The organism is Aggregatibacter actinomycetemcomitans DSM 8324, from assembly GCF_000372365.1.
Lineage (GTDB): Bacteria > Pseudomonadota > Gammaproteobacteria > Enterobacterales > Pasteurellaceae > Aggregatibacter > Aggregatibacter actinomycetemcomitans.
The window spans coordinates 33,512-59,573 of record NZ_AQUU01000012.1 but is presented as its reverse complement, the minus strand read 5'-3'; the positions used below and the strand labels follow the sequence as shown (position 1 = coordinate 59,573).

Here is a 26,062-nt window from a genome sequence, read left to right as displayed (position 1 = left end):
CCTAAACAGGAGAAAATATGACCGCACTTTTTTATCGTTACTACCCTTCACCTCTGGGTAATTTATTAATGCTATCTGATGGCAAAAATCTCACCCATCTGGATTTTGAACTGGAGCAATTAGCGCCGAATCCCAAATGGCAGGAAAAGAATGAATTATCTGTTTTCATTCACGTGTGCACAGCACTTGACCACTACTTTAATGGCGAACCGGAAACTTTCGCGGATATTCCGCTGGCACCACGAGGCACCGAGTTTCAACAACAAATTTGGCAGGCATTGCGTCAAATCGGCTATGGACAAACTGCCAGTTACGGTGAGTTGGCAAAACGCATCAATAATCCGAAAGCGGTGCGTGCGGTAGGTGGTGCGGTGGGTAGCAACCCTATCAGCATTATCATTCCCTGCCATCGCATTTTGGGCAAAGACGGAACGCTTACCGGCTTCGGTGGCGGTTTGGTTGCCAAGCGCTTTTTGTTGCAACTGGAAAATATTTCTTATATCGACAAAGGCAAAGAGATCGTTAAACCGCGTTTTTTCAAGAAGTATCGCCAATGATCCCGCAAACCACCGAGGCATTACTCTCCCGCGCACAGTCTATTGCCGGCCTCACCTTCGGTGAACTGGCGGCGCAATGGCATATTTCTGTGCCACCGAATTTAAAACGTGATAAAGGCTGGGTCGGTATGCTGCTTGAAACGGCGTTAGGCGCCACCGCAGGTAGTAAAGCGGAACAGGATTTCACCCATTTAGGCATTGAGCTGAAAACCCTGCCCATCAATGAACAAGGTTATCCACTGGAAACTACTTTTGTGAGTCTCGCGCCACTTATTCAAAACAGTGGCGTGAACTGGCAAAATTCCCATGTCCGCCATAAATTGTCCCGCGTTCTTTGGATTCCCATTGAAGGCAGCCGCCATATCCCGCTCGCGGAGCGACATATCGGAACACCGATTTTGTGGCAACCCAACGAGCAGCAGGAAGCTCTGTTAAAACAGGATTGGGAAGAACTGATGGATTATATCGTGCTGGGGCAATTGGATAAAATTAATGCTCGTTTAGGCGAGGTGTTACAGCTTCGCCCGAAAGCCGCCAATAGTAAGGCGCTCACCAAAGGTATTGGTAAAAATGGCGAAATTATTGACACTCTCCCCCTCGGTTTTTATTTGCGCAAAGAGTTTACCTACCAAATTTTACAACAATTTGTACAACAAGCTATTTAACCCTTTTCATTTATCTCTCAAAACTATATGATCGCGCACCTGTTTGTATTTTAAGGAAGCAATTATGTTTGAATGGCTATTGAGTCCCGAGGCGCTAATCGCCTTATTCACCCTGACAGCACTAGAAATCGTACTGGGTATTGACAACATTGTTTTAATCAGCGTTTTGGTCTCCAAACTCCCACCAAAACAACGTCAACCGGGACGTATTATCGGTTTAACCTTGGCTATGGGAACCCGCATTTTACTGCTATTGACTCTTTCTTGGATGATACACCTTACCGAACCGCTCTTTGAGTTATTCGGCAAAGGCTTTTCCGGTCGGGATTTAATTTTATTTTTTGGTGGATTGTTCTTAATTATAAAAAGTACTAACGAGATTCGTGAAGCCATGACACCACGCACAGAAGAAGAACATCACCAAATCAGCAAAAAAGTTAGTTTCCTCGGAGTATTAATTGAAATTGCCTTATTAGATATTGTTTTCTCGTTAGATTCTGTCATCACTGCCGTCGGCATAGTAAATCAAATCGAAATCATGGTGACCGCAATTGTCATTGCTGTTGGTATGATGATGTTCGCAGCCAAACCTATCGGCGATTTTGTTGAAAATCATCCGACATTTAAAATTTTAGCACTCGCCTTCCTGATCCTGATCGGTGTCACCTTAATTATCGAGAGCTTCAGCATTCATGTGCCGAAAGCGTATATTTACTTCGCTATGGGCTTTTCCGTATTTGTGGAAATTCTCAATACCCAAATGCGTAAACGCTTGGGCGCTAAAATTTAGAGAAACAAAAGTGCGGTCGAAAAACACATTAAATTTCAACCGCACTTTTCTATGATAAAACAGCGATAAAAAAGGCGGTCTAAAACCGCCTTTTCTGTTTGACGCAACTTAATAATACATTTCAAATTCTACCGGGTGTGGTGTCATATTTAAACGTTCCACTTCTTTGCGTTTAATATCGATAAAGGCATAAATAAAGTCTTTGGTGAACACATTGCTTTGTGTTAAGAATTCAAAATCATTCTCCAGCGCATTCAATGCTTCTTCCAAAGAACCTGCAACAGCCGGAATATCTTTTAATTCTTCTGGCGGTAAATCGTACAGATTTTTATCCATGGCATCACCCGGATGAATTTTATTTACGACACCATCCAAACCTGCCATTAATAATGCGGCAAATGCCAAATACGGGTTGGCAAGCGGATCCGGGAAGCGGGCTTCTATACGAATGGCTTTCGGACTGGTCACTGCCGGAATACGAATGGAGGCGGAACGGTTACTGGCGGAATAAGCCAACAACACCGGTGCTTCAAAGCCCGGCACCAAACGCTTGTAAGAGTTGGTACTTGGGTTGGTGAAGGCGTTTAAGGCTTTGGCATGTTTAATAATCCCACCGATGTAATAAAGTGCGGTTTCGGAAAGACCGGCATATTTATCCCCTTGGAAAATATTTTTGCCGTCTTTACTCAAAGACATATTACAGTGCATCCCCGAACCATTATCACCGGTAATCGGTTTTGGCATGAAGCAGGCGGTTTTGCCGTGTTCATACGCTACGTTACGCACAATATATTTATAAATTTGCGTTTCGTCCGCTTTTAAAGTGAGGCTGTTGAATTTAGTTGCGATTTCATTTTGCCCGGCTGTTGCCACTTCATGGTGGTGCGCTTCAATGACCAAGCCCATTTCTTCCATTAATAAGCACATTTCAGAACGAATATCATGCGCCGTATCATTCGGCGCCACGGCGCAGTAACCGCCTTTTTTCAACGGACGATAAGCGTTATTACCGTCCTCATAACGTTTGTTACTGTTCCATGCGGCTTCAATATCATCCACTTGGTAAGAATTGCCGTTCATAGACACATCAAAACGGACGTCATCAAATAAGAAGAATTCCGGCTCAGGTCCGAAGAACACTTGATCCGCCACGCCGGTAGAACGCATATAATTTTCCGCACGAATAGCGATAGAACGCGGGTCACGGTCATAGCTTTGCATGGTGGTCGGTTCAAAAATACTACAACGAAGAGAAAGTGTCGGGATTTGTGCAAAAGGGTCAACTACGGCGGTTTCGGCGATCGGCATCAATAACATATCCGCTTTATTAATCGCTTTCCAACCTTCCACAGAAGAACCGTCAAACATTTTGCCGTCTTCAAATAAATCTTCATCAATCAAATTCACCGGCAGAGATACGCCATGTTCTTTGCCTTGAATATCGGTAAAACGCAGTAATACAAATTTAATGTCATTTTCTTCAATGAGTTTAAATACATTCTCAATCGCGCTGGGCATAAGTAAATCCTCTATAATAGACATGAGTAAAATGAAAAAGAGACGCTATAAAAATAGCATACTATTCATAAAATTCAAGTTATTTTTAAACAAAAATTAATGATAAAAATAAATAATTAGATAAAATTCAATAAAATTGTAATTTTACAATATAAAAAATCAAAAACAACCTTATTCTTTATATACGCGTTATTTAATTTCATGAATCTTTAATGTGATCACGATCACCATTTTTGTCTCTTTTCTTCTGATTTCGTTCAAATTTTCCACCACTATTTAATAGCTGATCATGTTAAAAAGTTGTATAATCTGCGCCCTTCCGCCTTCCACAGGACAAAAGTGCGGTCGAAAAACACAGAATTTTTAACTCACTCCAAGAATTTTCAATGACAGATCAAATCGATATTAACAAATTACGCAACATCGCAATTATCGCGCATGTTGACCATGGCAAAACCACCTTAGTGGATAAATTATTACAACAATCCGGCACATTAGAAGCCTCCCGCAGCGGCGATGCCGATGAGCGTGTCATGGATTCCAACGATTTAGAAAAAGAGCGTGGCATCACTATTTTAGCGAAAAATACTGCCATTAACTGGAATAGCTACCGTATTAACATTGTAGACACCCCGGGGCACGCGGACTTCGGTGGCGAAGTGGAACGCGTACTTTCCATGGTGGATTCCGTATTATTGGTGGTGGATGCCTTCGACGGCCCGATGCCGCAAACCCGTTTTGTTACGCAAAAAGCCTTCTCTCACGGTTTAAAACCTATCGTAGTCATCAACAAAGTTGACCGCCCGGGCGCCCGCCCTGATTGGGTTGTGGATCAAGTCTTCGATTTATTCGTGAACCTTGGCGCCACCGACGAACAACTAGACTTTCCGATTATTTATACTTCCGCGTTAAACGGTGTAGCCGGCTTGGATCACGAAGATCTGGTAGCCGACATGACGCCGTTATTTGAAGCCATCGTAGAACACGTTGAACCGCCAAAAGTCGAACTCAACGCGCCATTCCAAATGCAAATTTCACAGTTGGATTACAACAGCTACGTGGGTGTTATCGGCATCGGTCGCATTAAGCGCGGTACGGTGAAACCGAACAAAAGCGTCACCATCATCGACAGTTTCGGTAAAACCCGCAACGGTAAAATCGGGCAAGTGTTAGGGCATTTAGGCTTACAACGTTACGAAGAAGACATCGCAAGCGCCGGCGACATCGTAGCGATTACCGGTTTAGGCGAGCTAAATATTTCCGATACCATCTGCGACATCAATAATGTAGAAGCCTTGCCGGCATTAAGCGTTGATGAACCGACCGTCACCATGTTCTTCTGCGTCAACACCTCGCCGTTCTGCGGCAAAGAAGGCAAATATGTGACTTCCCGCCAAATTTTAGAGCGTTTGAACAAAGAACTTGTACACAACGTGGCATTGCGCGTAGAAGAAACCCCTAACCCGGATGAATTCCGCGTTTCCGGTCGCGGCGAATTGCATTTATCCGTGTTAATCGAGAACATGCGGCGCGAAGGCTACGAATTAGCCGTGTCCCGCCCGAAAGTTATCTTCAAACAAGTTGATGGTCATAAACAAGAACCCTTTGAACAAGTGACGATTGACATTGAAGAACAACATCAGGGCGCGGTCATGGAAGCCCTAGGTATCCGTAAGGGCGAAGTGAAAGACATGGTTCCGGACGGCAAAGGTCGCACTCGTTTGGAATACGTGATCCCAAGCCGTGGCTTAATCGGTTTCCGTAACGAATTTATGACCATGACTTCCGGCACCGGACTGCTCTACTCCAGTTTCAGTCATTACGATGATGTAAAACCGGGCGAAATCGGGCAGCGTAAAAACGGCGTATTAATTTCCAACGCTACCGGCAAAGCCTTGGCTTATGCCTTATGGGGCTTACAAGAACGCGGCAAATTGATGATCGATCATGGTACCGAAGTCTATGAAGGGCAAATTATCGGTATTCACAGCCGCTCCAACGACTTAACTGTAAACTGCCTGCAAGGGAAAAAACTTACCAATATGCGCGCCTCCGGTAAAGATGATGCTATTGCATTAACCACACCGATTAAATTCAGTCTTGAACAAGCTATTGAATTTATTGATGACGACGAATTGGTTGAGATTACCCCGCAATCTATCCGCATTCGTAAAAAATTATTAACGGAAACGGATCGCAAACGTGCGAACAGAACCACAACCAGTACCAGCACACATTAATTAATTTTGATAGAGAAAAAGTGCGGTGTGTTTTGTAAAAGTTTTGTAAAACATACCGCACTTTTATATCTATAATTTACATTTCTATTTCCTATTAAAAATATATTCAAAAAAAAGAATATTGAGGATATAATGAAGAAAGTTTAATTGTGTTCTTTTTCAAAAAAGTACTGCATTGTAATATATTTAACATCTTATTTTTATATAACTATAAATCCTAACTCTATGAAAATTTTACTGAAACCTTTCCGCTATTCTGTTATAGCAACAACCATCGCATTGGTATTTAATCAACCGGCATTTGCGTCAGAGTTTAATGCTCAAATAAATAATCAACCGTCTTCTCAGGCTAAAACAAAAAGTAAAACCAATATTAAAAAAAATATGCAGAACAACATATCTAATTCTGCAAAAGAATCCGTTAATACTTATCAAACGGAAATTCAGCGTATCACTGCCGCACAAAAACTTGCCCGTCAAAAAGCTGAGATGGCACAAAAAGAAGCGGAAGCCCGTGCAATAGCACAAGTAAAAGAGAAACGTCAACAAAGCCAAATTAAAGCACAAGAATTAGAACAGAAAAAGGCGGAACTTGTTCAACGTGAGTATTTAGAAGCTAAGCGTCAAGTCCGTGAACAAGAAATGGCACGCCAGAAGGCAGAAGAAGATCGTAAAGTAGCAGAGGCACTTGCGGCCGTCAAACTAAAGAATTCCACCCAACAACGTTTAACTAAAGAGCAGCTGGCAGCACAGAAAGAAGCGGAACGTTTGGCTAATGAACAAGAAATCGCCCGCCAAAAAATTAAAGCAAATGAGCTTCAACGTGCCATTAACGAACAAAGTAAATTAGCCGAAGTTGCCCGAGTAAAGCGCACTCTTATTGAGCAAAAACAAGTAATTTCACCTCAAAAAGAAGATGAAATACTTCGCCAACAAGCGATTGAAGAACAGCGCAAAAAAGAAGCATTGGCGAATGCAGAACGCAAGCGTTTAGAAGCGGAACGTCTTGCCCGCGAGGAAGAAATTGCAAATCAAAAGGCAGAAGAAGCCCGCAAAAAATCTGAAGAACTTGCCCGCCGTGAGCGTGATCGTTTGGCACGCGAACAGGAAATTGCCCGTCAAAAAGCAGTGGAAGAAGAACGTCAACGCGCTATTGAAGCGCAACGTCAGCAGGAAGAAAATGCCCGTATTGAACGCGAACGTGCNAAACGTGAAGAAGCCGACCGTCTAGCCCGTGAACAGGAAATCGCCCGTCAAAAAGCAGTGGAAGAAGAACGTCAACGCGCGATTGAAGCACAACGTCAGCAGGAAGAAAATGCCCGTATTGAACGCGAACGTGCCGAACGTGAAGAAGCCGACCGTCTAGCCCGTGAGCAAGAAATTGCAGCTCAACAAGTTGAAGAAAAATCGGAAGAAAGCCCTGTTATTCTTGTTCGCTCTACTGCCCCTACGGATTTACCTAGTGATATGGCACCATTAGATCTTGAGGACATTCAAGGAGAAAACAGTGATGTCGAAAAAACCATTACTGTAGCGCCTAAAGAACACATTGAGATGATTCATGATGAAACGAACTCGGAAACTAAAACTGAAGACGTTGCGCTAAAAGTAGATAGCACACTTGAATCGCAGGAAGTCAGTAACAGTCAGCCTGAAGTAGCTGAACAAGTTGTCGCTTCTCACGAAGAAACAGCCCATCAACTAAATGCTGAAGAAACCATTTCTGTGGTTAAACGTTTAACTACAGAAATCGCATCGGCAATACCTGCCAATCTTGAACCTAGTGTGGCTGACGCTGAGGTTGTCGCTAATTCGGAAGTTAGGGAATCTGAGGAAACAGAAGTAGCACCACAGGCACCAACGGTATATAACCCAAATGAAATTCTCGTTGCCAATGCGATCGTTTCCAATGTAGCAATCTTGAATACATTAAATTTAGATCTTTCCGGGCGCTTAGACAGAAAATTAGACAGAACAAGTTTCTACCGCACTCTTGGTGGTGTTTGGGTTGAATACGTTAATAGCGATATGCACGGTCACGGTGGTGATACCAATAATTACCGCGCTAAAAGTAACCAAATTACGTTAGGTAATGATGAAGCCCAATTGGATAACGGCGTGGTTTTAGGCGGCACATTTACTCATGCCAAAACCGATAATCAATACGGTCCATTGAGTGGAAAAGATACCCTCACTAAAATCACAGCCTACGCTAAACAAAACTTTGATCAATACAGTAAAGCACTTGATATTGGTTATGGTTGGTCAAGCAGTAAAATTGGCAATAGCAAATTGAAACGTAAAATCATTAGTGTCGGTATGAATTTTGCCTACGACTTCGAACTTGAAGATTTCAAAGTGACGCCAATTTGGGGACTTCGTTATCACCATCTAAGCTCTACCGGTGGTGAAATCAACGGGTTAAACGTGAGAAGTCCCGGCTTTAGTCTGGTCGCTTACCATACAGGCTTAAAATTCAGTAATACCTACAATGTTGATGGTATTGAAGTGACGCCGGCATTCTCAACCTATTATGTAACAACATTAGGAAAATCTTATAGCCAAAATATTAATGGTAAAGAGTTTGGTGTCGCTATTGGTCCTTATTGGCATAATAACGCAAGTTTAAGCATTGGTTTGCGAGATTGGAAAATATCTGCCTACGCAGCTGTGAACCAAGGTAAACATGGGGAACGCCAAAATCAACTTGGTGTAAAACTGAATTATTACTGGTAGTAAAAACACCGAAAAAAACGACCGCACTTTTGTGCGGTCTTTCGTTTTAGTTCGATGAATAACTCACTTCTGCAAATAACCCAGCACCATTTGATGGTGATCCGTCGTTTTAAATTTATCAAATACCTGTTCGACTTTTCCCAGCTCATCAATTAAAAAACTGATACGGTGAATACCGTCAAACGTTCGGCCCATAAATTTCTTTTCACCCCACACACCGAATTGTTCGGCAACCTGATGATTTTCATCAGATAATAAAGTGAAATTCAGCGCTTTCTTTTCCGCAAATTGGGCTAATTTTTTCGGACTGTCCGGGCTGATGCCGAGAACAACCACACCTAATCTGTCCAATTCCGCTTTACTATCGCGTAAACCGCAGGCTTGTGTGGTACAGCCAGGTGTTAAGACTTTCGGATAAAAATAAACCAATACTTTTTTACCTTGAAATTGGGTTAAAGAAACCGATTGGTTATGTTGATCCAACAAGGTAAAGTGCGGTGCATTTTCACCGACTTTTAATGTTTCCATTTGAAATCCTTCTTAAAATACAAAAAAATAAAAAAATCTCTTGCAAATTAAGGCTATTTTAGCGATCTTAAATAGCTATTAGCAAGCAAAAACAACGGTTTTCGATCCTTTTTATTCGAATCGTTATGACAAAATAACAAATAAAACGGAGGCTTTTATGTCAAATCATCCTTTATTTCAAGGCAGTATTGTTGCATTAGTGACACCAATGGACAGCCATGGTGAAGTCGATTTTGAAACCTTAAAAAAATTAGTGGAATTTCACATCAAGAGCGGCACCGATGCTATCGTTTCCGTCGGAACCACCGGTGAGTCTGCCACCTTGAGCATTGATGAAAATGTAAAAGCCATTTTAAAAACCGTTGAATTTGCCGATGGACGTATTCCGGTTATTGCCGGCACCGGTGCTAATGCCACCAGCGAGGCCATCACCATGACCAAATTACTCAACAACAGTGGCATTGCCGGTTGTTTATCCGTTGTGCCTTACTACAACAAGCCGACTCAAGAAGGCATGTATCAACACTTCAAAGCCATCGCCGAATGCACCGATATTCCACAAATTCTTTATAATGTACCGGGACGCACCGGCAGTGATTTATTGCCTGAAACCATCGGTCGTTTGGCAAAAATCAGCAATATTGTGGGGATTAAAGAAGCCACCGGCGATGTAAGTCGTGTACAAAAGATCAAACAACTTGCCGGCGAAGATTTCATCATTTTAAGCGGCGACGATGCTACCGGTTTGGAAGCCATGAAACTGGGCGCGCAAGGCGTGATTTCCGTCACGAACAACGTGGCAGCCGCCGATATGGCAAAAATGTGCCATCTTGCCCGCGCGGGTAAATTTGATGAGGCGGAACAAATCAACCAACGCTTAATGCCGCTACACAAAAATCTGTTCGTCGAATCAAATCCAATTCCGGTGAAATGGGCGTGTTACAAATTAGGCTTGATTCAGGAGCCGGTATTACGTCTGCCGCTCACCACATTAAGCGAACAGGCACAGCCAAAAGTCGTAGACGCATTAAAAGCCGCCGGCTTGCTTTAAACGCAGTATTCATCAGGACCTATTCATATAGGCCCTGAACTGTTCACACATTTTCCTGTCGAAAAAAACAATTTTTACGCAACATCCTAATCATGAAGCAAAAGGGTAATTTATGAAAAAATGGCTATTAACCGTAGCAATCGTCACCGCACTCAGCGCCTGCTCCACCGGTAACGAAAGTAAACAACAAGCAGGTGATACCTATCAAAAATCCAACAGCGAATTACCATATTTTACTCCGTTAGCCAGTGGCGGCGTGAATCTGCCGGCACAAAGCGCGGAATATCAATTACCACCAGTTAAAATCAGCAGAACCGACGGTGTAGATATTCGTCCGCCATCCTTGCCATTGGCAATCATCAGTAATTCCGTAACACAATTTGACGGTGAACGTGCACTGATCGCTTATACGCCGGACAAACAAAGCGTTTACAACTTAACCCAAGTAGAGCGCCTGCTCAAAGAACAAGACATTAGCTACACCGTGGAAGGCAATAAATTATTAACCGACTGGGCGAATACCGGTCGTGCCGACGATTTGGAAAACACCAAAATCCGCTATCAGATTGAAGAAGTCAACGCGCAGCACGCCAGCGCCTTAGTTATTTCCGTGTTGCAAATGAAACGTGATGACACCATTTTCACGCCTAATTTTACGGATAAGCAACGTTATGCCTCCGATCGCTTAAATCAATTGGTGGGGGAGCTAAATTCCGCTTACCAAAAACAGCAACAAGCCCTTAACGGCGCCACTTTCTCACCAATTCAGTCCGCTATTGCCACCGACGCCAACGGCAGAACCGCATTAGTGTTGGCGACATCATTTGATAACGCCTGGCAGCGTTTAGGTTCCGCTCTGCCAAAACTAGGCTTTGAAATTCAGGAAGAAACCGGTAGCCGAGGCATTCGTGAGTTAGAGTACAAACCTTTATCACAAGAAGAATGGCGCCGCGTAGGAATGCAGCTGCCGGACTTGGGAAAAGGCACTTACCAAATGCAGCTTGCCGCTGTAGGTAAACAAAGTGCGGTGGTTATTTCCGACGAAAATAAAACCGCCCTCTCCGGCGAACAGGCACAGCTTATTTATCAAGCGTTGCAGAATGTATTGGCAAAATAATTTGATTTAAACTCCAAACGCCATTTTCAAAGGAAAGTGGCGTTTTGCTTTGTTATATCTTATTGCGAAGCCTATTTTCCTTATTGGTTAACACCCGATATAATAGTTCCATTATCGATTCAAAGGACTAACTGATGCTTGAAATGCTTCCTTTCACCTTGCCTGAAGTAGGAGCAATGTTACTTACCCACCTATGGCTCTCTTTATCGGCATTGCTAATTGCAGTAGTAATTGCTGTACCTATTGCAGTATTATTGTCACGCAAACGCCACATGGCGGAAATAGTGTTACAATTTACTAATGTGCTGCAAACCATTCCATCTCTCGCTCTGCTTGGCTTATTGATTCCCTTTGTCGGCATTGGTTCACCACCGGTACTAATTGCCCTAACACTCTATGCTCTGTTACCGATCTTCCAAAATACCTATTTGGGATTAAGCCAAATCGATCAATCTATTCAAGATGCTTACACCGCTTTCGGCTTATCTCGGTGGCAATCGTTATGGCGAATTGAACTGCCGATGGCCTTGCCGGCAATGATGTCGGGCATCCGTACGGCGGCAGTATTAATTATCGGGACTGCAACCCTGGCGGCATTAATCGGGGCGGGCGGGTTAGGCAGTCTTATTTTACTCGGTATCGATCGCAATAATATGGTGATGATTTTTACCGGTGCCTTACTTTCTGCATTATTGGCAGTCGGAGTAAGCGGTTTGATTGCTATTTTACAAAAAGTACGATGCAAACGTCCCCTTGCTATCGTTTTGATTTTAGGGCTAAGTGCGGTTGGTTTTTCGCAAATTTCTCTCACATCCCAAACTCAAAAAGTGGTGATTGCGGGTAAACTTGGCAGTGAACCTGATATTCTTATCAATATGTACAAACTGTTGATTGAGCAGGAAAACAAAACTATTCAAGTAGAGCTTAAACCGAATTTCGGCAAAACCTCTTTTTTATTCAATGCTCTCAACAGCGGTGAAATTGATATTTATCCTGAATTTACCGGCACAGTGCTGGAAGCCTTAGTACAAGTGTTACCCGAACAAAAAAATCATCACCGCTCTCCTGAAACCACTTATCAGCTGAGTAAACAATTACTGGCGGAACAGTTCCGGCTTGAATTTTTACCGCCGATGGCATATCAAAATACCTATGCATTAGCAGTGAAAGAAGCCTATGGAGCAACACATGGGCTTGCAACAATCAGCGATTTACATCATGTGGCAGGGGACATTCGCGCCGGCTTCACATTGGAATTTCTCGATCGAGTCGATGGCTATAAAGGAATAAAATCACAAGGCATTACTTTAGTTCATATTGTCACCCTTGAACCTGCTTTGCGTTATACGGCGTTACTCAACAATAAAATTGATTTAATCGAAGCATTTTCTACTGACGCAGAACTCAAACAACATCAGCTCCGCTTACTGAAAGACGACATTAATTTATTCCCTGCCTATCAAGGTGCGCCACTAATGAAAGCCGATTTTGCAGCAAAAAATCCGCAGGTTCTGACCGCACTTAACCGCCTCGCCAACCGTATTTCCGAACAAGAAATGAGTGAAATGAATTATCAAGTTAAAGTACTGGGCGAAAGCCCGGAGAAAGTAGCGAGGGAGTATTTGAAGAAAATGAAATTGCTATAGCCTTAGACAAACGGTACCGGGCCAGATTATCTAAGCCATACTACAACTTATAATGAACTTAAAAAGGCTGAGGAATATATAATCCTGTATGACTCATACGGGAGAATACAGAGAGATCAAATAAATGAACATAACAGAAAAAATCACGGAACGTGGTATTACAAACTCAATCGGCAATATGGCCACACGCTGTTTAATCGAACGAAAAGGGATACCGGTTTTATCAGTACGCGGTTCTATAATGCTCTCCCCCGATTCAGCACAATTACTTGGAAGCGCGCCATGTACCTTTAAAGCGGTTATGAAGGTAGAATATGAAAAGTAATCGCACACCTTTTATCGAATTTCGCGGCGTAAGCAAATATTATGACGGACAACACGCAGTGCAAATGCTAAATCTGACCATCTATCAAGGCGAATTCTTCGTATTGGTCGGAGGTTCAGGTAGCGGTAAATCCACAACATTGCGCATGATCAACGCCCTCACCGAACCTACAGATGGAGATGTATATTTTCAAGGTAAACGGATCAAAGATTACAACATCCATACCTTACGTCATCGCATCGGTTATGTATTACAACAAATCGCCCTATTCCCCACCATGACAGTAGCGCAAAACATTGCCTTAATGCCCGATATTCTTGGGTGGCACAAAAATGAGCGAAAATCCCGTGTGAATACATTACTTGAATTAGTGAATTTGCCACCTGCGCAATATCAGGATCGCTATCCGCGCGAACTTTCCGGTGGAGAACAACAACGGATAGGCATTTTACGGGCTATTGCTGCTAATCCCCATTTATTGCTCATGGATGAACCATTTTCTGCACTTGATCCACTGGTGCGGGCTGCCTTACAAGATCAAATTTCGTTGATCCATAAAAAATTCGGCACAACTATCGTGTTCGTTACTCATGACATGCAAGAAGCCTTAAAACTTGCTTGTCGCATTGGCGTCATGCAGAATGGGAAGCTGGTACAAGTAGGTACACCAAACGAAATCCAGCAACAGCCTGCCAATAGTTACGTAAAATCGCTATTCGCTTCGTCTGAGCAGGCGTTAACGGTAGAGAAAGTAATTATGCAATATGAGCAATTAAGTAAGACTGAACAAGCAAGTGTACGGAAATGGCTAGCACGTAATGGTTAACAATACAGTTAGATTTTTATATTTTTACTGTCTGATCATACTGTTATATAAGTTAAACCCGTTTTCCAAAAATTGCTGTACCTACGCGAACCATGGTGGAACCACATTTGATTGCCATTTGCATATCATCGGTCATGCCCATGGATAAGGTGTCGATTTGGGCGTTCGGCAAAGCTTGTTGTAATTGTTCAAACAACACACGCATTTGATAAAACACTTGCTCCTGCCGAGTCACATCATTGGTAGGTTCGGGAATCGCCATTAAGCCACGCAGGCATAAGTGCGGTAAGTTTTCCAGGTGTTTTGCAAGGTCTAAAATTTCACAGGGCTGAATGCCGGATTTACTGGCTTCATTGCTGATATTCACCTGAATTAAGACATTGAGCGGCGCTTTATGCGGAGAACGTTGTTCATTTAAACGATCGGCGATTTTGGCGCGATCAAGGGTTTGCATCCAGTCAAAATATTCCGCCACCAAACGGGTTTTATTGGATTGCAACGGGCCGATAAAATGCCATTCCAAGTTAATATTGTGCTGTTGGCAGAATTGAATTTTTTCCACTCCCTCCTGTACATAATTTTCTCCGAATGCCTCCTGTCCCGCTTCATACGCTGTTAAAATATCTTCAACAGGCTTGGTTTTAGAAACAGCCAGTAAAGTAACCGCACTTGGTGAGGACCCAACCATCTGGCAGATTTGGGTTATTTTTTGCTGAACCAGCTGTAAATTACGTCGAATATTATCCATTGGTACGCCGCCTGATTTGTTCAAGTGTTTCAATATGTAATAGTTTTCCATTTAAATATACTGTACGCAATAGATTTTCTTGCTTATCCACTTCTTCTTCGCGCAAAGTCAGATATTCGCCATTTCTTCTGACTAAGGCAAGCCGTCCTTTTTTCGAACGTTTTTCCGCACCGGTAACGGGATCTTTATATACATCACGCCATTTGCCTGCAACACTCACCGCACTTGCCTTCATCGCCCAGCTCATCATGTCACGGTTAACCTGTTGCAACAAGCCGCCTCCCATACCGAAATTCACATTATCCACGCTGAATCCATGTGCCATGACAGCATCCAGTATGTGTGTCAATGAAGTATAATTAATTCCATCCCCCTGAATGACACGAATGCAATCCGGCAATACTTTATAGCCCTTACTATTTATTCTTGTTCCGAACTTTTCAGCCAAAATATCCAGTACGCGACAAATTACCGTGCCCGGTTCACCGCTGTCAGGACGAATTATCAAAGTTCCCGACATTTGTGAAATCTGCTGCTTAAATCGTTCCCCCCAAACTTCATTAACCACCTGCCATAAATCATAGCTGTCAGACACAATGGCAAATGCAGGATATTTACCGGCAAATTGCTGAAATATATTTTCATAGGCTGCGATCTCATGTTCTTTTCCCCAACTGGTAATTGTACTGTGTTCTGCCGCAGGAATTGAAAATGCCGGCATGTTTTCGACCTCATACCAACGGGCTGCACCAATAATACCGCTGAGACTATCTGTTCCGCAAAAATTTACCAAATGCGCCAAGCTGCCAAGAGCCACCGACTCCAAACTACTGGCTCCGCGTGCACCGAAATCATGTAATTTAAACGGCAAACCACTCAGATCATCAGCAGATCTTTCCAATGCGCGTTTAAGTATTTGTTTACAATAGTAAGATAGACTTGCTACCGTAGCAGGGTAATAAATACCACGCAGAAGTGCCGTTTCCAAATAACTTGGTAACCAGAAAAATTCCGGATCTGTATTAACAACCTGGCACACCACGTTACCGGCAGGCAATACTAACCCCTCTGCCACAGCCTGAATTCGAAGCGGAAGATAACCTTTATATTTTTCCAAAATAGCAAGCCACCCTTGTCGATTGAAAGGTAAGCCATGTGCAATCAATAAATTTTCAGCTTCATTTATATCTTGTAGAGTAATCGGTTTAGTTAGGTATTCCTTGAGAAAGGCCTGCAATCCGAAGAAAACAACATCAAACTCACTTTTACGGGCTTCGATATAAAAAGAGACATATTCGCTATCAGGCGGATATTGCAGCCAATGAGATGCTTTATAACTATCTGTATTCAGAATTAAATTCGTTAGATTTGAAGTATACATTTTACACCTATAGAAATAATACATACATAACCACTCGAATTGTAGCATATACTTTTCAGTATTAACACCATCTTTCAAAATTTAATACGCTAATCTATCCCAATAACATTCAATTCATTAATTTTATTTAGAAACATATTGACAATAAAAGTAAATTTCGGTATTTCTAAGCACATTCTTTTTTCACACAAAAACACCATGAAAAACAACCGCACTTTTATTATGATGCCAACCACTATGACCATGATTATGATCAATGGGGCGGGCTAGTGCGTTAAAGAATAGAATTCATGAACCCGCATTTCCCGAGAGCGGGTTTTTTTATGCAAATTCAAACATCATTTATCAGGAGAATATCATGCGCGTACTTAAATTTGGGGGCACTTCCTTAGCCAATCCGGAACGGTTTTTGCAAGCGGCGGAGCTTATCGAAAAGGCCCATTTGGAAGAACAGGCTGCAGGCGTTTTATCGGCACCTGCAAAAATCACCAATCACCTTGTCGCCCTTTCCGAAAAAGCCAGTTTAAATCAACCTACCGATTCTCATTTCAACGAAGCATTAGATATTTTCTACACCATCATTAACGGTTTACACGCCAAAAATAACCATTTTGATCTTGCCGGCACCAAACAAATCATCGATCAAGAATTCCAACAAATTGCGTCATTATTAGAAAAAATCCGTCAGGAAGACAAAGTAGACGATGCGCTCAAAGCGACCATCGATTGCCGCGGTGAAAAACTTTCCATCGCCATGATGAAAGCCTGGTTTGAAGCCAACGATTATGAAGTGCATGTGGTTGATCCGGTGAAACAATTGTTAGCTCAAGGCAGCTATTTGGAATCTTCCGTGGATATTGAAGAATCCACCAAACGGGTGGATGCCAAATCCATCGGCAAAAATAAAGTGGTGTTAATGGCAGGCTTTACCGCTTGTAACGATCAAGACGAACTCGTGTTATTAGGACGTAATGGTTCCGACTACTCCGCCGCTTGTTTAGCCGCCTGTTTGGGCGCCAGCGTATGCGAAATCTGGACCGACGTTGACGGCGTTTACACTTGCGACCCGCGTTTAGTGCCGGATGCGCGTTTATTACCGAGCCTGTCTTATCGTGAAGCCATGGAGCTTTCCTACTTCGGCGCCAAGGTCATCCATCCGCGCACCATCGGTCCGTTAGTACGCCCGAACATTCCGTGTTTAATTAAAAACACCGGTAATCCGAGCGCACCGGGTTCGGTTATCGCCGGCGACATCAAATCCGAAGGCTTACAGGTGAAAGGCATTACCAATTTAGATAATGTGGCGATGTTCAATGTTTCCGGCCCGGGTATGCAAGGCATGGTAGGCATGGCTTCCCGCGTATTTTCCGCTATGTCTAATGCGAAAGTTTCGGTGATTTTAATCACCCAATCCTCCTCCGAATACAGCATCAGCTTCTGCGTGCCGGTAAAATCCGTTGATGTGGCGTTAAAAGCCTTAGAAGCGGAATTTGCGCAGGAATTAAAAGCCCATCAATTGGATCCGATTGAAGTGATTAAAGATTTATCCATTATTTCCGTAGTAGGCGATGGTATGCGCCAAGCTAAAGGCATTGCCGCGCGCTTCTTCTCTGCGCTGGCACAGGCAAACATCAGCATTAACGCCATTGCCCAAGGTTCTTCTGAACGTTCAATTTCCGCTGTGGTGGCGCAAAATAAAGCCATTGAGGCCGTAAAAGCAACGCACCAAGCGTTATTTAACAACAAAAAGATCGTTGAAGTGTTTCTTGTGGGTGTCGGCGGTGTCGGTGGCGAATTAATTGAGCAAATCAAACACCAAAAAGAGTATTTAGCAAGGAAAGACATTGAAATTCGCGTTTGCGCCCTCGCGAATTCCAACAAAATGTTGCTCAATGAAAACGGCTTAAATTTAGATCATTGGCAAACGGACTTAGAAAACGCCACCCAACCGTCAGATTTCGACGTACTGCTCTCTTTCATTAAATTGCATCATGTGGTAAACCCGGTTTTCGTGGATTGCACGTCGGCGGAATCCTTGGCCGGTTTATACGAACGCGCCTTAGCGGAAGGGTTCCATGTGGTGACTCCGAATAAAAAAGCCAATACCCGCGCGTTGGGTTATTATCACAAATTACGTGAACTGGCACATAAAAACCAACGTAAATTCCTGTATGAAACCAATGTCGGCGCAGGCTTGCCGGTCATTGAAAATTTACAGAATCTATTGGCGGCAGGCGATGAAGTAGAACGCTTTGACGGGATTTTATCCGGTTCACTTTCCTTTATTTTCGGTAAACTGGAAGAAGGCTTAACCCTTTCCCAAGCCACCGCACTTGCCCGTGAAAAAGGCTTCACCGAACCGGATCCACGCGACGATCTTTCGGGTCAGGATGTTGCCCGTAAATTACTGATTTTAGCCCGTGAAAGCGGATTAGAATTGGAGCTGGAAGATGTAGACGTGGAAGGCGTGTTACCAAAAGGCTTTGCCGAAGGGAAATCGGCTGAAGAATTCATGGCATTATTGCCGCAGTTGGATGACGAATTCAATGCTCGCATCGAAAAAGCGCAGGCAGAAGAAAAAGTATTACGTTATGTGGGGCAAATCGAAAACGGCAAATGCAAAGTTTCTATTGTTGAAGTAGGCAAAGAAGATCCGCTATACAAAGTGAAAAACGGTGAAAACGCCCTTGCATTTTATACTCGTTATTACCAGCCAATTCCGTTATTATTACGCGGTTACGGCGCCGGTAATGCAGTGACTGCCGCCGGTATTTTCGCCGACATTTTAAGAACCTTGAAACACTAAACGGGTGTCCCCATGTTACGAATCTATGCGCCCGCTTCCAGTGCCAATATCAGTGTCGGTTTCGACACGCTGGGCGTGGCAATTTCGCCGATTGACGGTTCACTGTTGGGCGATGTGGTACAAATTGAACCTATCGCCGACGGTTTTGAACTGGAAAGTGCGGGCTATTTTGTGCGCAAATTACCGAAAGAACCGCAAAAAAACATCGTTTATCAGGCATATGTGCTATTCACCGAACGGCTCAAATTACGCAATGTGAAGGTGAAGTCCTTACGCCTAACCTTAGAAAAGAATATGCCGATCGGTTCCGGTTTAGGTTCCAGCGCCTGCTCTATCGTTGCGGCTCTGGTGGCGCTGAACAAATACCATAATGAGCCTTTTTCCAAAATGGAATTATTAGAAATGATGGGCGAATTGGAAGGTCGGATTTCCGGTTCCATTCATTATGATAATGTTGCACCTTGCTATTTAGGCGGTGTACAGTTTATGGTGCAATCCCTCGGCAATATTTGCCAGAAATTGCCATTTTTTGACCACTGGTATTGGGTGTTGGCATACCCCGGCATTGAAGTTTCCACGGCAGAAGCCCGTGCCATTTTGCCCAAAAGCTACACCCGTCAGGATGTGATTGCACACGGTCGCCACCTTGGCGGATTTGTGCACGCTTGCCATACGCAGCAGGAAAATCTAGCGGCAATGATGATGAAAGATGTCATCGCGGAACCTTATCGTGAAGCTTTGCTGCCGAACTACCCGGAAGTCAAACAGGCAACCCGTGATTTAGGCGCACTAGCCACCGGGATTTCCGGTTCCGGACCGACAATTTTCGCTATCGCACCGGATTTAATTTATGCTACCAAACTGGCAACTTATTTAGAGAACCACTATTTACAAAACAATGAAGGCTTTGTACATATCTGCAAAGTCGATAATGCCGGTACCAGAGAACTGGGCTAACCGGCAAATATAACCAAGGATAAAAAAATGAAAAAAATTCTTACCGCACTTTTTTGCAGTTGTCTCATTTCCCCTCTCACAAACGCTGAAGCCTTGTCTGATGGTTTACCACCACAGGCAGCTGGTGATTATGTGTTCTTGGACCCGCATCAAAACAATACGGATATACAATTTCGTTTAAAACTTAAAGGCAAACAATGGTTGGAAGATGGTTCCCAAAATGCCGGCAAAAGCTGGTCGCCTGTGTGCGAAGTCAGTGGCGAATGCAAACTGGAGACATCCTCCAAAGCGGAAATCGAACGCTTCTTTGAGCAATATCCGCAAGTACTAAACCGAACAAATGTCAGCTGCATTCACAATATGGCGTTCGCTTTCTGCGGGTTAACTTTAGATAAAAAAACCGATTATGTGATGGTCGCATTAGTGACCAATCCGCCACAAGTCACATCGTATAACCGAATTAAGTAATTTTCCTGCAACGGCAGTACAGGCTGCCGTTCATTTTCATAGCACGGAATTAACCATGAATTTATACAACATCAAACACCCCGAAGAACAAGTCAATTTCGCTCAAGCAGTGCGCCAAGGGTTAGGCAAAGATCAAGGCTTATTTTTCCCGCAAAACATACCGCACTTAACGAATATCGACGAACTATTGGCATTGCCGTTGATTGAACGCAGCCAAAAAATTCTCGGTGCGTTAATCGGTGAAGAAATCCCGCCGGCACAGCTTGAACAAGTGGTGCGCAACGCCTTCACCTTCCCCGCGCCGGTGGTGAAAGTGGAAGACAATATTTATGCGCTAGAATTATTCCACGGACCGACACTCGCCTTTAAAGATTTCGGCGGACGCTTCATGGCGCAAGCTTTAGCCACCGTACGCGGTGATGGCAAAATCACCATTTTAACCGCCACTTCCGGCGACACCGGCGCGGCGGTAGCGCATGCCTTCTACGGTTTAGACAATATTGAAGTGGTGATTTTATATCCGAAAGGCAAAATCAGCCCGTTACAGGAAAAACTCTTCTGCACCTTTGGCGGCAATATTCGCACCGTCGCTATCAACGCCGATTTCGACGCCTGCCAAGCGTTAGTGAAACAAGCCTTTGATGACGCCGAATTGCGCCAAGCCATCAGTTTAAACTCCGCCAACTCCATCAATATCAGCCGTTTATTGGCGCAAGTGTGCTATTACTTTGAAGCGGCAGCGCAATTACCGAAAAAACAGCGTGAAAATCTCGTAGTCTCCGTGCCAAGCGGCAACTTCGGCAACCTCACCGCCGGCTTAATCGCCAAAACCCTTGGCTTGCCGATCAAACGCTTTATCGCCGCCACCAACGCAAACGACACCGTGCCGCGCTATTTACACAGCGGCAATTGGTCACCGAACGCCACCGTTGCCACCCTTTCCAACGCCATGGACGTTTCCCGCCCGAATAACTGGCCGCGCGTGGAAGAATTGTTCAAACGTAACGGCTGGGCGTTAACCGAATTACATTCGGCGGCAATTTCCGATGGGCAAACGGAAGAAACATTACGCGCAATGCACAAACTCGGCTATTTATGCGAGCCACATGGTGCGGTGGCGTATGAGGTGCTTAAACAGGATTTACAAACGGGTGAAACCGGTTTATTCCTTTGCACCGCCCACCCGGCGAAATTCAAGGAATCCGTTGAGCGCATTCTGGATTTAACCCTGCCATTGCCGGAAGCCTTGGATAAACATAACAAACTGCCGTTGTTATCCGATGAAATGGAAAACGATTTTGCGCAGTTAAGAGCTTATTTATTGAAATAAAGATAAAAAGTGCGGTGAAAAAACGCCACGGATTTTTACCGCACTTTTCTTACTGCCTATGACTACCCTCATCGCTTGGGGAAATATTCAAACGTCCTTCCCTTTTCAAGATATACCGTCGACGCTCGTTCCGCCAAATTTATTCGCCTTAAACAATGAGAACCCGCGTGTGCAACAACGTTGGCAATGCCGTCGCCTGGCGCATTTTCTGTTGTGGCAGTTATTAAAAACGTCGGGAAAAACAACCGCACTTTTAGGACAAATTGCCCGCACGGCAAGTGGTCGTCCCTACTTTCCCGTTCCCGGCACTGATTTTAATATCAGCCATTCCGGCGATTGGGTCGCGGTGATTTTGCATATTAACGACAACGGCAAAAAAAGTGCGGTCGGAATCGACATTGAATCGCCGCGTAAAGAACGCCCGTATTTAGCCCTTTTGGCTCATTTTGCGTCGGCTGAAGAAATCCGCTGGTTTCAACAACAACCCGATGAAAAATCTGCATTTTATCGCATTTGGTGTTTGCGTGAAGCGGTGCTGAAATCCCAAGGCACAGGCATTGTCAAATTGTCGGAAGTGACCCATTTGCCCGATACACAAGAGATTTATTCCCGTTACTGCCCGCGCGGGCAATTGATTTTTAGTGACGAATTGCCTTTTTATTTAGCGTTTTTCGTCAATCAAAATCGGCCGCATTCATTGCATTATTTTCTCTGGAATGGCAAACAATTCGAAACACAAATGCTTTTGCAAAAAATTCATTACGATGTGAACATTTAGCCCTTTAAAATCCGCGCATTACCCCCATTAATGATTAGACTTAACACTCGATTTTGTTTAGACTTGTAACAATTTTTTGACAAACGGAGAAAGCAATGTCGTTAAACGGTTCAGATCAAGATCCTTGGGGCAAACCAACGCAAAACGGACAATCGTCAGGAAACTCCTCTTCCGATAAAAACGAAGGTCAGTCCAATTGGGATCGTTCTTCCAATTCACAAAAAAAGAACGAGCAATCACCGCCCGATTTAGAAGAAGTTTTCAATAATTTATTGAACAAAATGGGCGGGAAAGGCGCCAAAAATAACAATTCCAATCATGCCAATTTGCCTTCCGGCTTAGGTAAATTATTGCCGATTGCCATTGCGGCAGGCGTGATTTTATGGGGCGCCAGCGGTTTTTATACCATCAAAGAAGCGGAGCGCGGCGTGGTGTTGCGTTTGGGGCAGTTCCATTCCATCGAACAACCGGGTTTAAACTGGAAACCGACCTTCATTGATCGCGTCATTCCGGTCAATGTGGAACGCGTACAGGAATTAAAAACTCAAGGCTCCATGCTGACACAAGATGAAAACATGGTGAAAGTGGAAATGACCGTGCAATATCGCGTGCAAAACCCTGAAAAATATTTATTCAGTGCCGTAAATGCCAACGACAGTTTAAACCAAGCCACCGACAGTGCATTGCGTTATGTTATTGGTCACATGACTATGAACGATATTTTGACTACCGGTCGTTCCGTGGTGCGTGAAAATACCTGGAAGGCACTGAATCAAATTATCGAGCCGTATGATATGGGCTTGGAAGTGATTGATGTGAACTTCCAATCCGCCCGTCCGCCGGAAGAAGTAAAAGACGCCTTCGACGACGCCATTAAAGCACAGGAAGACGAACAACGTTATATTCGTGAAGCGGAAGCCTATGCCCGTGAGAAAGAACCGATTGCACGCGGTAACGCCCAACGCATTTTGGAAGAAGCGACGGCCTATAAAGATCGTGTCGTGCTGGATGCCAAAGGGGAAGTGGAACGTTTCCAACCGCTGTTACCTGAATTTAAAGCCGCACCGGATGTTTTCCGTGAGCGTTTGTATATTCAATCGATGGAAAAAGTTATGGCGAATACACCGAAAGTGATGCTGGATGCCGCTAACGGCAATAACCTCACCGTACTACCGTTGGAACAGTTACTCAAAGGCAAAAAAACCTATTCCGCCAACGCCAATGGTGAAGAAATCCAACAAAGTGTGGTCAATTCTGCGCCTGTTTCCCGCAGCGAAAATCGGGCAAACACCCCGAACCGTCCATCAGAAATCGGAAATGAAAGTAGTCGTCAAGGGAGATTTAACTAATGCGTAAACTGTTATTACCTGTCATTTTAGTTATCATCGCTATCATCTACTCCAGTATCGTGGTGGTCACCGAAGGCACACGCGGTATTATGTTGCGTTTCGGCAAAGTACAACGCGATGCCGACAATAAAATTGCCATTTACACGCCGGGACTGCATTTTAAAATCCCGTTTATTGATAACCTGAAAGTGCTTGATGCACGTATTCAAACCTTAGACGGGCAAGCGGATCGTTTCGTTACTGTTGAGAAAAAAGACCTCTTGGTGGATTCCTACGTGAAATGGCGTATCAATGATTTAGGTCGTTTCTTCACCACGACCGGTGGTGGCGATTATGCACAAGCAGCCAACTTATTACGTCGTAAAGTCAATGACCGTTTGCGTTCCGAAATCGGTTCCCGCACCATTAAAGACATCGTTTCCGGTACACGAGGCGAACTCATGGTAGGCACGAAAAAAGCGCTCAACAGTGGGCAAGACAGCACCGCCGAACTGGGGATTGAAGTGCTCGACGTACGGATTAAACAAATTAACTTGCCGGATGAAGTGTCTTCCTCCATTTACCAGCGTATGCGCGCCGAACGGGATGCGGTAGCCCGTGAACACCGCTCTCAAGGTAAAGAAAAAGCGGCATTTATTCAGGCGGATGTAGATCGTAAAGTCACCTTAATTATCGCCAATGCGGAAAAAACCGCACAGGAATTACGCGGTGACGGCGACGCGACCGCAGCCAAAATCTTTGCCGATGCCTTTGGTAAAGAGCCTGAATTTTACAGCTTCATTCGTAGCCTGAAAGCCTATGAAAGCAGCTTCGCCAACTCGGACAATTTGTTGATTTTAAAACCGGACAGTGACTTCTTCCGTTTTATGCAATCACCAAGTAAATAATTGATTAAACATGAAAAGGGTATCTTCAGATGCCTTTTTTATTGCCGCCAAAATTACTTGGTATACCAGAAAATTAATTGGTAAAAAGTGGGTTAAGACCTTATAGTACGAGGCATTAACCCACTTTATGCCTCAAAACACCCCCAAATTCCCACCGCACTTTTCTTGATTTTGCGACCGAGATCCCAAAAGTGCGGTCACTTTCTCGCGCGTTTTTTCGCTTTTCGGCAAAGTATGCCCGTTGATTGATTCAACGTTTGTTTTAACTTTAGTCAGAAAAGGAATCACTATGAAAGCAATGAAACATCTTTTGGCTTCGCTGTTCGTGTTAGGTTCGGTGTTTGCGGGTTCTGCCGTGGCGGCGGAAAAAGCGGCTGAACCGGCGGTACAAACGGAGCAGCCGGCGGCAACGGCAGCGGTCGGTGAGAAAGTGAATATTAACACCGCCAGTGCTGCGGAAATTCAAAAAGCCCTTGTAGGCATCGGTGCGAAAAAAGCGGAAGCGGTGGTGCAGTATCGTGAAAAACACGGTAATTTCAGCGCCGTGGAGCAGTTGCTGGAAGTGCAGGGCATCGGCAAAGCGACCTTAGAAAAAAATCGCGACCGTATCGCCTTATAATCTTTTCCCTTTAGTTGTTGTTTTAATGCAAGACGAGGCAATGTTCCTCGTCTTTTTTATTGGGCGCAGTTATAATACGGGGCATTTTTCAACCGCACTTGAGAGAACAAACATGAAGCAAAAAATTGTATTGGCGACCGCCAACCAAGGCAAGGTCAGAGAAATGGCGGATGTGTTGGCGGATTTCGGTTTTGACGTGATTGCGCAGACGGATTTGGGTATCGACAGCCCGGAAGAAACGGGGCTGACGTTCGTTGAAAATGCCATTTTAAAAGCGCGTTATGCCGCCGAAAAATCCGGTTTACCTGCCATTGCCGACGATTCCGGGTTGGTGGTTGACGCGTTGAACGGCGCGCCGGGGTTATATTCCGCACGCTATGCCGGCGAAGAGGGCAATGACGCGAAAAATCGCGCCAAATTATTGGCGGAATTAGCCCATGTGCCGGCTGAACAGCGCAAAGCCAAATTCGTCAGCACCATCGTGTTGTTGCAGCATCCAACGGATCCGTCACCGATTATCGCGCAAGGCGAATGCCATGGCGTCATTGCTTTTGAAGAAAAAGGCGAAAACGGGTTCGGTTACGACGCATTATTTTTCAGCCCGCAGCAGGGTTGTACCTTCGCCGAACTGGATACCGTCGAGAAAAAGAAAATTTCCCACCGCGCCCGCGCGTTAGCGGTGCTTAAAACGAAGTTGAGCGCATAAAGTGCGGTCGTTTTTCGCAATGAATTTAAGGAAG

Annotated in this window: 22 protein-coding genes; 18 read left to right on the top strand and 4 right to left on the bottom strand. The window is 44.2% G+C overall.

What is annotated here, in order from left to right; genetic code table 11:
* Positions 1-17: 17 nt before the first annotated feature.
* From A3CS_RS0107885 to A3CS_RS0107875, 3 genes are all read left to right on the top strand, one after another.
* Positions 18-557, top strand: coding sequence for a methylated-DNA--[protein]-cysteine S-methyltransferase (locus A3CS_RS0107885; RefSeq protein ID WP_005541018.1), 540 nt, complete (start codon positions 18-20; stop codon positions 555-557).
* Positions 554-1,222, top strand: a complete 669-nt coding sequence (mutH, locus tag A3CS_RS0107880; RefSeq protein ID WP_005541016.1) for a DNA mismatch repair endonuclease MutH — start codon at positions 554-556, stop codon at positions 1,220-1,222. Before A3CS_RS0107885 ends, mutH begins: the two co-directional genes overlap by 4 nt.
* Before the next feature lie 64 nt (positions 1,223-1,286).
* Positions 1,287-2,012 carry a TerC family protein gene (locus tag A3CS_RS0107875; RefSeq protein ID WP_005541015.1) on the top strand — a complete coding sequence of 242 codons (726 nt, stop codon included), beginning with the start codon at positions 1,287-1,289 and terminating at the stop codon, positions 2,010-2,012.
* 108 nt (positions 2,013-2,120) lie between these two features.
* On the opposite strand, the gene glnA is transcribed toward A3CS_RS0107875, so the two are convergent.
* Positions 2,121-3,530, bottom strand: coding sequence for a type I glutamate--ammonia ligase (gene glnA / locus A3CS_RS0107870; RefSeq protein ID WP_005548387.1), 1,410 nt, complete (start codon positions 3,528-3,530; stop codon positions 2,121-2,123).
* Between the two features lie 386 nt (positions 3,531-3,916).
* Between glnA and typA the strand changes: the two genes are divergently transcribed.
* Positions 3,917-5,770, top strand: a complete 1,854-nt coding sequence (gene typA / locus A3CS_RS0107865) for a translational GTPase TypA (RefSeq protein WP_005548389.1) — start codon at positions 3,917-3,919, stop codon at positions 5,768-5,770.
* A 225-nt stretch (positions 5,771-5,995) separates the two neighbouring features.
* Entirely contained in the window at positions 5,996-8,506 is a 2,511-nt protein-coding gene (locus A3CS_RS1000000112095; RefSeq protein WP_012821039.1) for an autotransporter adhesin, read from the top strand.
* Between the two features lie 63 nt (positions 8,507-8,569).
* Here A3CS_RS1000000112095 and bcp read toward each other — a convergent pair whose 3' ends face one another.
* Positions 8,570-9,034 (bottom strand): thioredoxin-dependent thiol peroxidase, encoded by a 465-nt coding sequence (bcp, locus tag A3CS_RS0107850; protein WP_005538088.1) that lies wholly within the window; start codon positions 9,032-9,034, stop codon positions 8,570-8,572.
* A gap of 157 nt (positions 9,035-9,191) precedes the next feature.
* Here bcp and dapA point away from each other — a divergent pair, with 157 nt between their 5' ends.
* From dapA to A3CS_RS0107830, 4 genes are all read left to right on the top strand, one after another.
* Positions 9,192-10,085: a 4-hydroxy-tetrahydrodipicolinate synthase gene (dapA, locus tag A3CS_RS0107845; protein ID WP_005538090.1), complete on the top strand. Its 894-nt coding sequence runs from the start codon at positions 9,192-9,194 to the stop codon at positions 10,083-10,085.
* A 112-nt stretch (positions 10,086-10,197) separates the two neighbouring features.
* The gene (bamC, locus tag A3CS_RS0107840; RefSeq protein ID WP_019518387.1) at positions 10,198-11,202 is read left to right on the top strand and encodes an outer membrane protein assembly factor BamC; all 1,005 of its coding nucleotides are present in this window, start codon (positions 10,198-10,200) and stop codon (positions 11,200-11,202) included.
* A gap of 134 nt (positions 11,203-11,336) precedes the next feature.
* Positions 11,337-12,848 (top strand): ABC transporter permease/substrate-binding protein, encoded by a 1,512-nt coding sequence (locus A3CS_RS0107835; RefSeq protein ID WP_005538097.1) that lies wholly within the window; start codon positions 11,337-11,339, stop codon positions 12,846-12,848.
* Positions 12,849-13,162: 314 nt separating this feature from the next.
* Positions 13,163-13,999, top strand: a complete 837-nt coding sequence (locus A3CS_RS0107830; RefSeq protein WP_005548400.1) for an ABC transporter ATP-binding protein — start codon at positions 13,163-13,165, stop codon at positions 13,997-13,999.
* Between the two features lie 52 nt (positions 14,000-14,051).
* On the opposite strand, the gene A3CS_RS0107825 is transcribed toward A3CS_RS0107830, so the two are convergent.
* Together A3CS_RS0107825 and A3CS_RS0107820 are read right to left on the bottom strand one after the other, a co-directional pair.
* A complete protein-coding gene (locus tag A3CS_RS0107825; RefSeq protein WP_005548402.1) occupies positions 14,052-14,747 on the bottom strand; it encodes a YggS family pyridoxal phosphate-dependent enzyme in 696 nt (231 codons plus the stop codon).
* Positions 14,740-16,128, bottom strand: a complete 1,389-nt coding sequence (locus A3CS_RS0107820; protein WP_019518386.1) for a nicotinate phosphoribosyltransferase — start codon at positions 16,126-16,128, stop codon at positions 14,740-14,742. The genes A3CS_RS0107825 and A3CS_RS0107820 overlap by 8 nt, the downstream gene beginning before the upstream one ends.
* A gap of 358 nt (positions 16,129-16,486) precedes the next feature.
* Between A3CS_RS0107820 and thrA the strand changes: the two genes are divergently transcribed.
* The 9 genes from thrA to A3CS_RS0107775 all read left to right on the top strand — a co-directional run bounded on the left by thrA (position 16,487) and on the right by A3CS_RS0107775 (position 26,028).
* Positions 16,487-18,934 (top strand): bifunctional aspartate kinase/homoserine dehydrogenase I, encoded by a 2,448-nt coding sequence (thrA, locus tag A3CS_RS0107815; protein WP_005538110.1) that lies wholly within the window; start codon positions 16,487-16,489, stop codon positions 18,932-18,934.
* A 12-nt stretch (positions 18,935-18,946) separates the two neighbouring features.
* Positions 18,947-19,891, top strand: a complete 945-nt coding sequence (gene thrB, locus A3CS_RS0107810; protein ID WP_005538111.1) for a homoserine kinase — start codon at positions 18,947-18,949, stop codon at positions 19,889-19,891.
* Positions 19,892-19,918: 27 nt separating this feature from the next.
* Positions 19,919-20,359: a hypothetical protein gene (locus tag A3CS_RS0107805; RefSeq protein WP_005538113.1), complete on the top strand. Its 441-nt coding sequence runs from the start codon at positions 19,919-19,921 to the stop codon at positions 20,357-20,359.
* A 55-nt stretch (positions 20,360-20,414) separates the two neighbouring features.
* Complete coding sequence (gene thrC, locus A3CS_RS0107800) at positions 20,415-21,689, top strand: threonine synthase (RefSeq protein WP_019518385.1); 1,275 nt, start codon at positions 20,415-20,417, stop codon at positions 21,687-21,689.
* Between the two features lie 58 nt (positions 21,690-21,747).
* Entirely contained in the window at positions 21,748-22,467 is a 720-nt protein-coding gene (locus A3CS_RS0107795; protein ID WP_005548412.1) for a 4'-phosphopantetheinyl transferase family protein, read from the top strand.
* 95 nt (positions 22,468-22,562) lie between these two features.
* The gene (hflK, locus tag A3CS_RS0107790; RefSeq protein WP_005548415.1) at positions 22,563-23,816 is read left to right on the top strand and encodes an FtsH protease activity modulator HflK; all 1,254 of its coding nucleotides are present in this window, start codon (positions 22,563-22,565) and stop codon (positions 23,814-23,816) included.
* Complete coding sequence (gene hflC, locus A3CS_RS0107785) at positions 23,816-24,703, top strand: protease modulator HflC (RefSeq protein WP_005548417.1); 888 nt, start codon at positions 23,816-23,818, stop codon at positions 24,701-24,703. Before hflK ends, hflC begins: the two co-directional genes overlap by 1 nt.
* 289 nt (positions 24,704-24,992) lie before the next feature.
* Entirely contained in the window at positions 24,993-25,322 is a 330-nt protein-coding gene (locus A3CS_RS0107780; protein ID WP_005548420.1) for a ComEA family DNA-binding protein, read from the top strand.
* 112 nt (positions 25,323-25,434) lie between these two features.
* On the top strand, positions 25,435-26,028 hold the full coding sequence (locus tag A3CS_RS0107775; protein WP_005548422.1) for an XTP/dITP diphosphatase: 594 nt from the start codon (positions 25,435-25,437) through the stop codon (positions 26,026-26,028).
* The last annotated feature ends 34 nt before the right edge of the window (positions 26,029-26,062 follow it).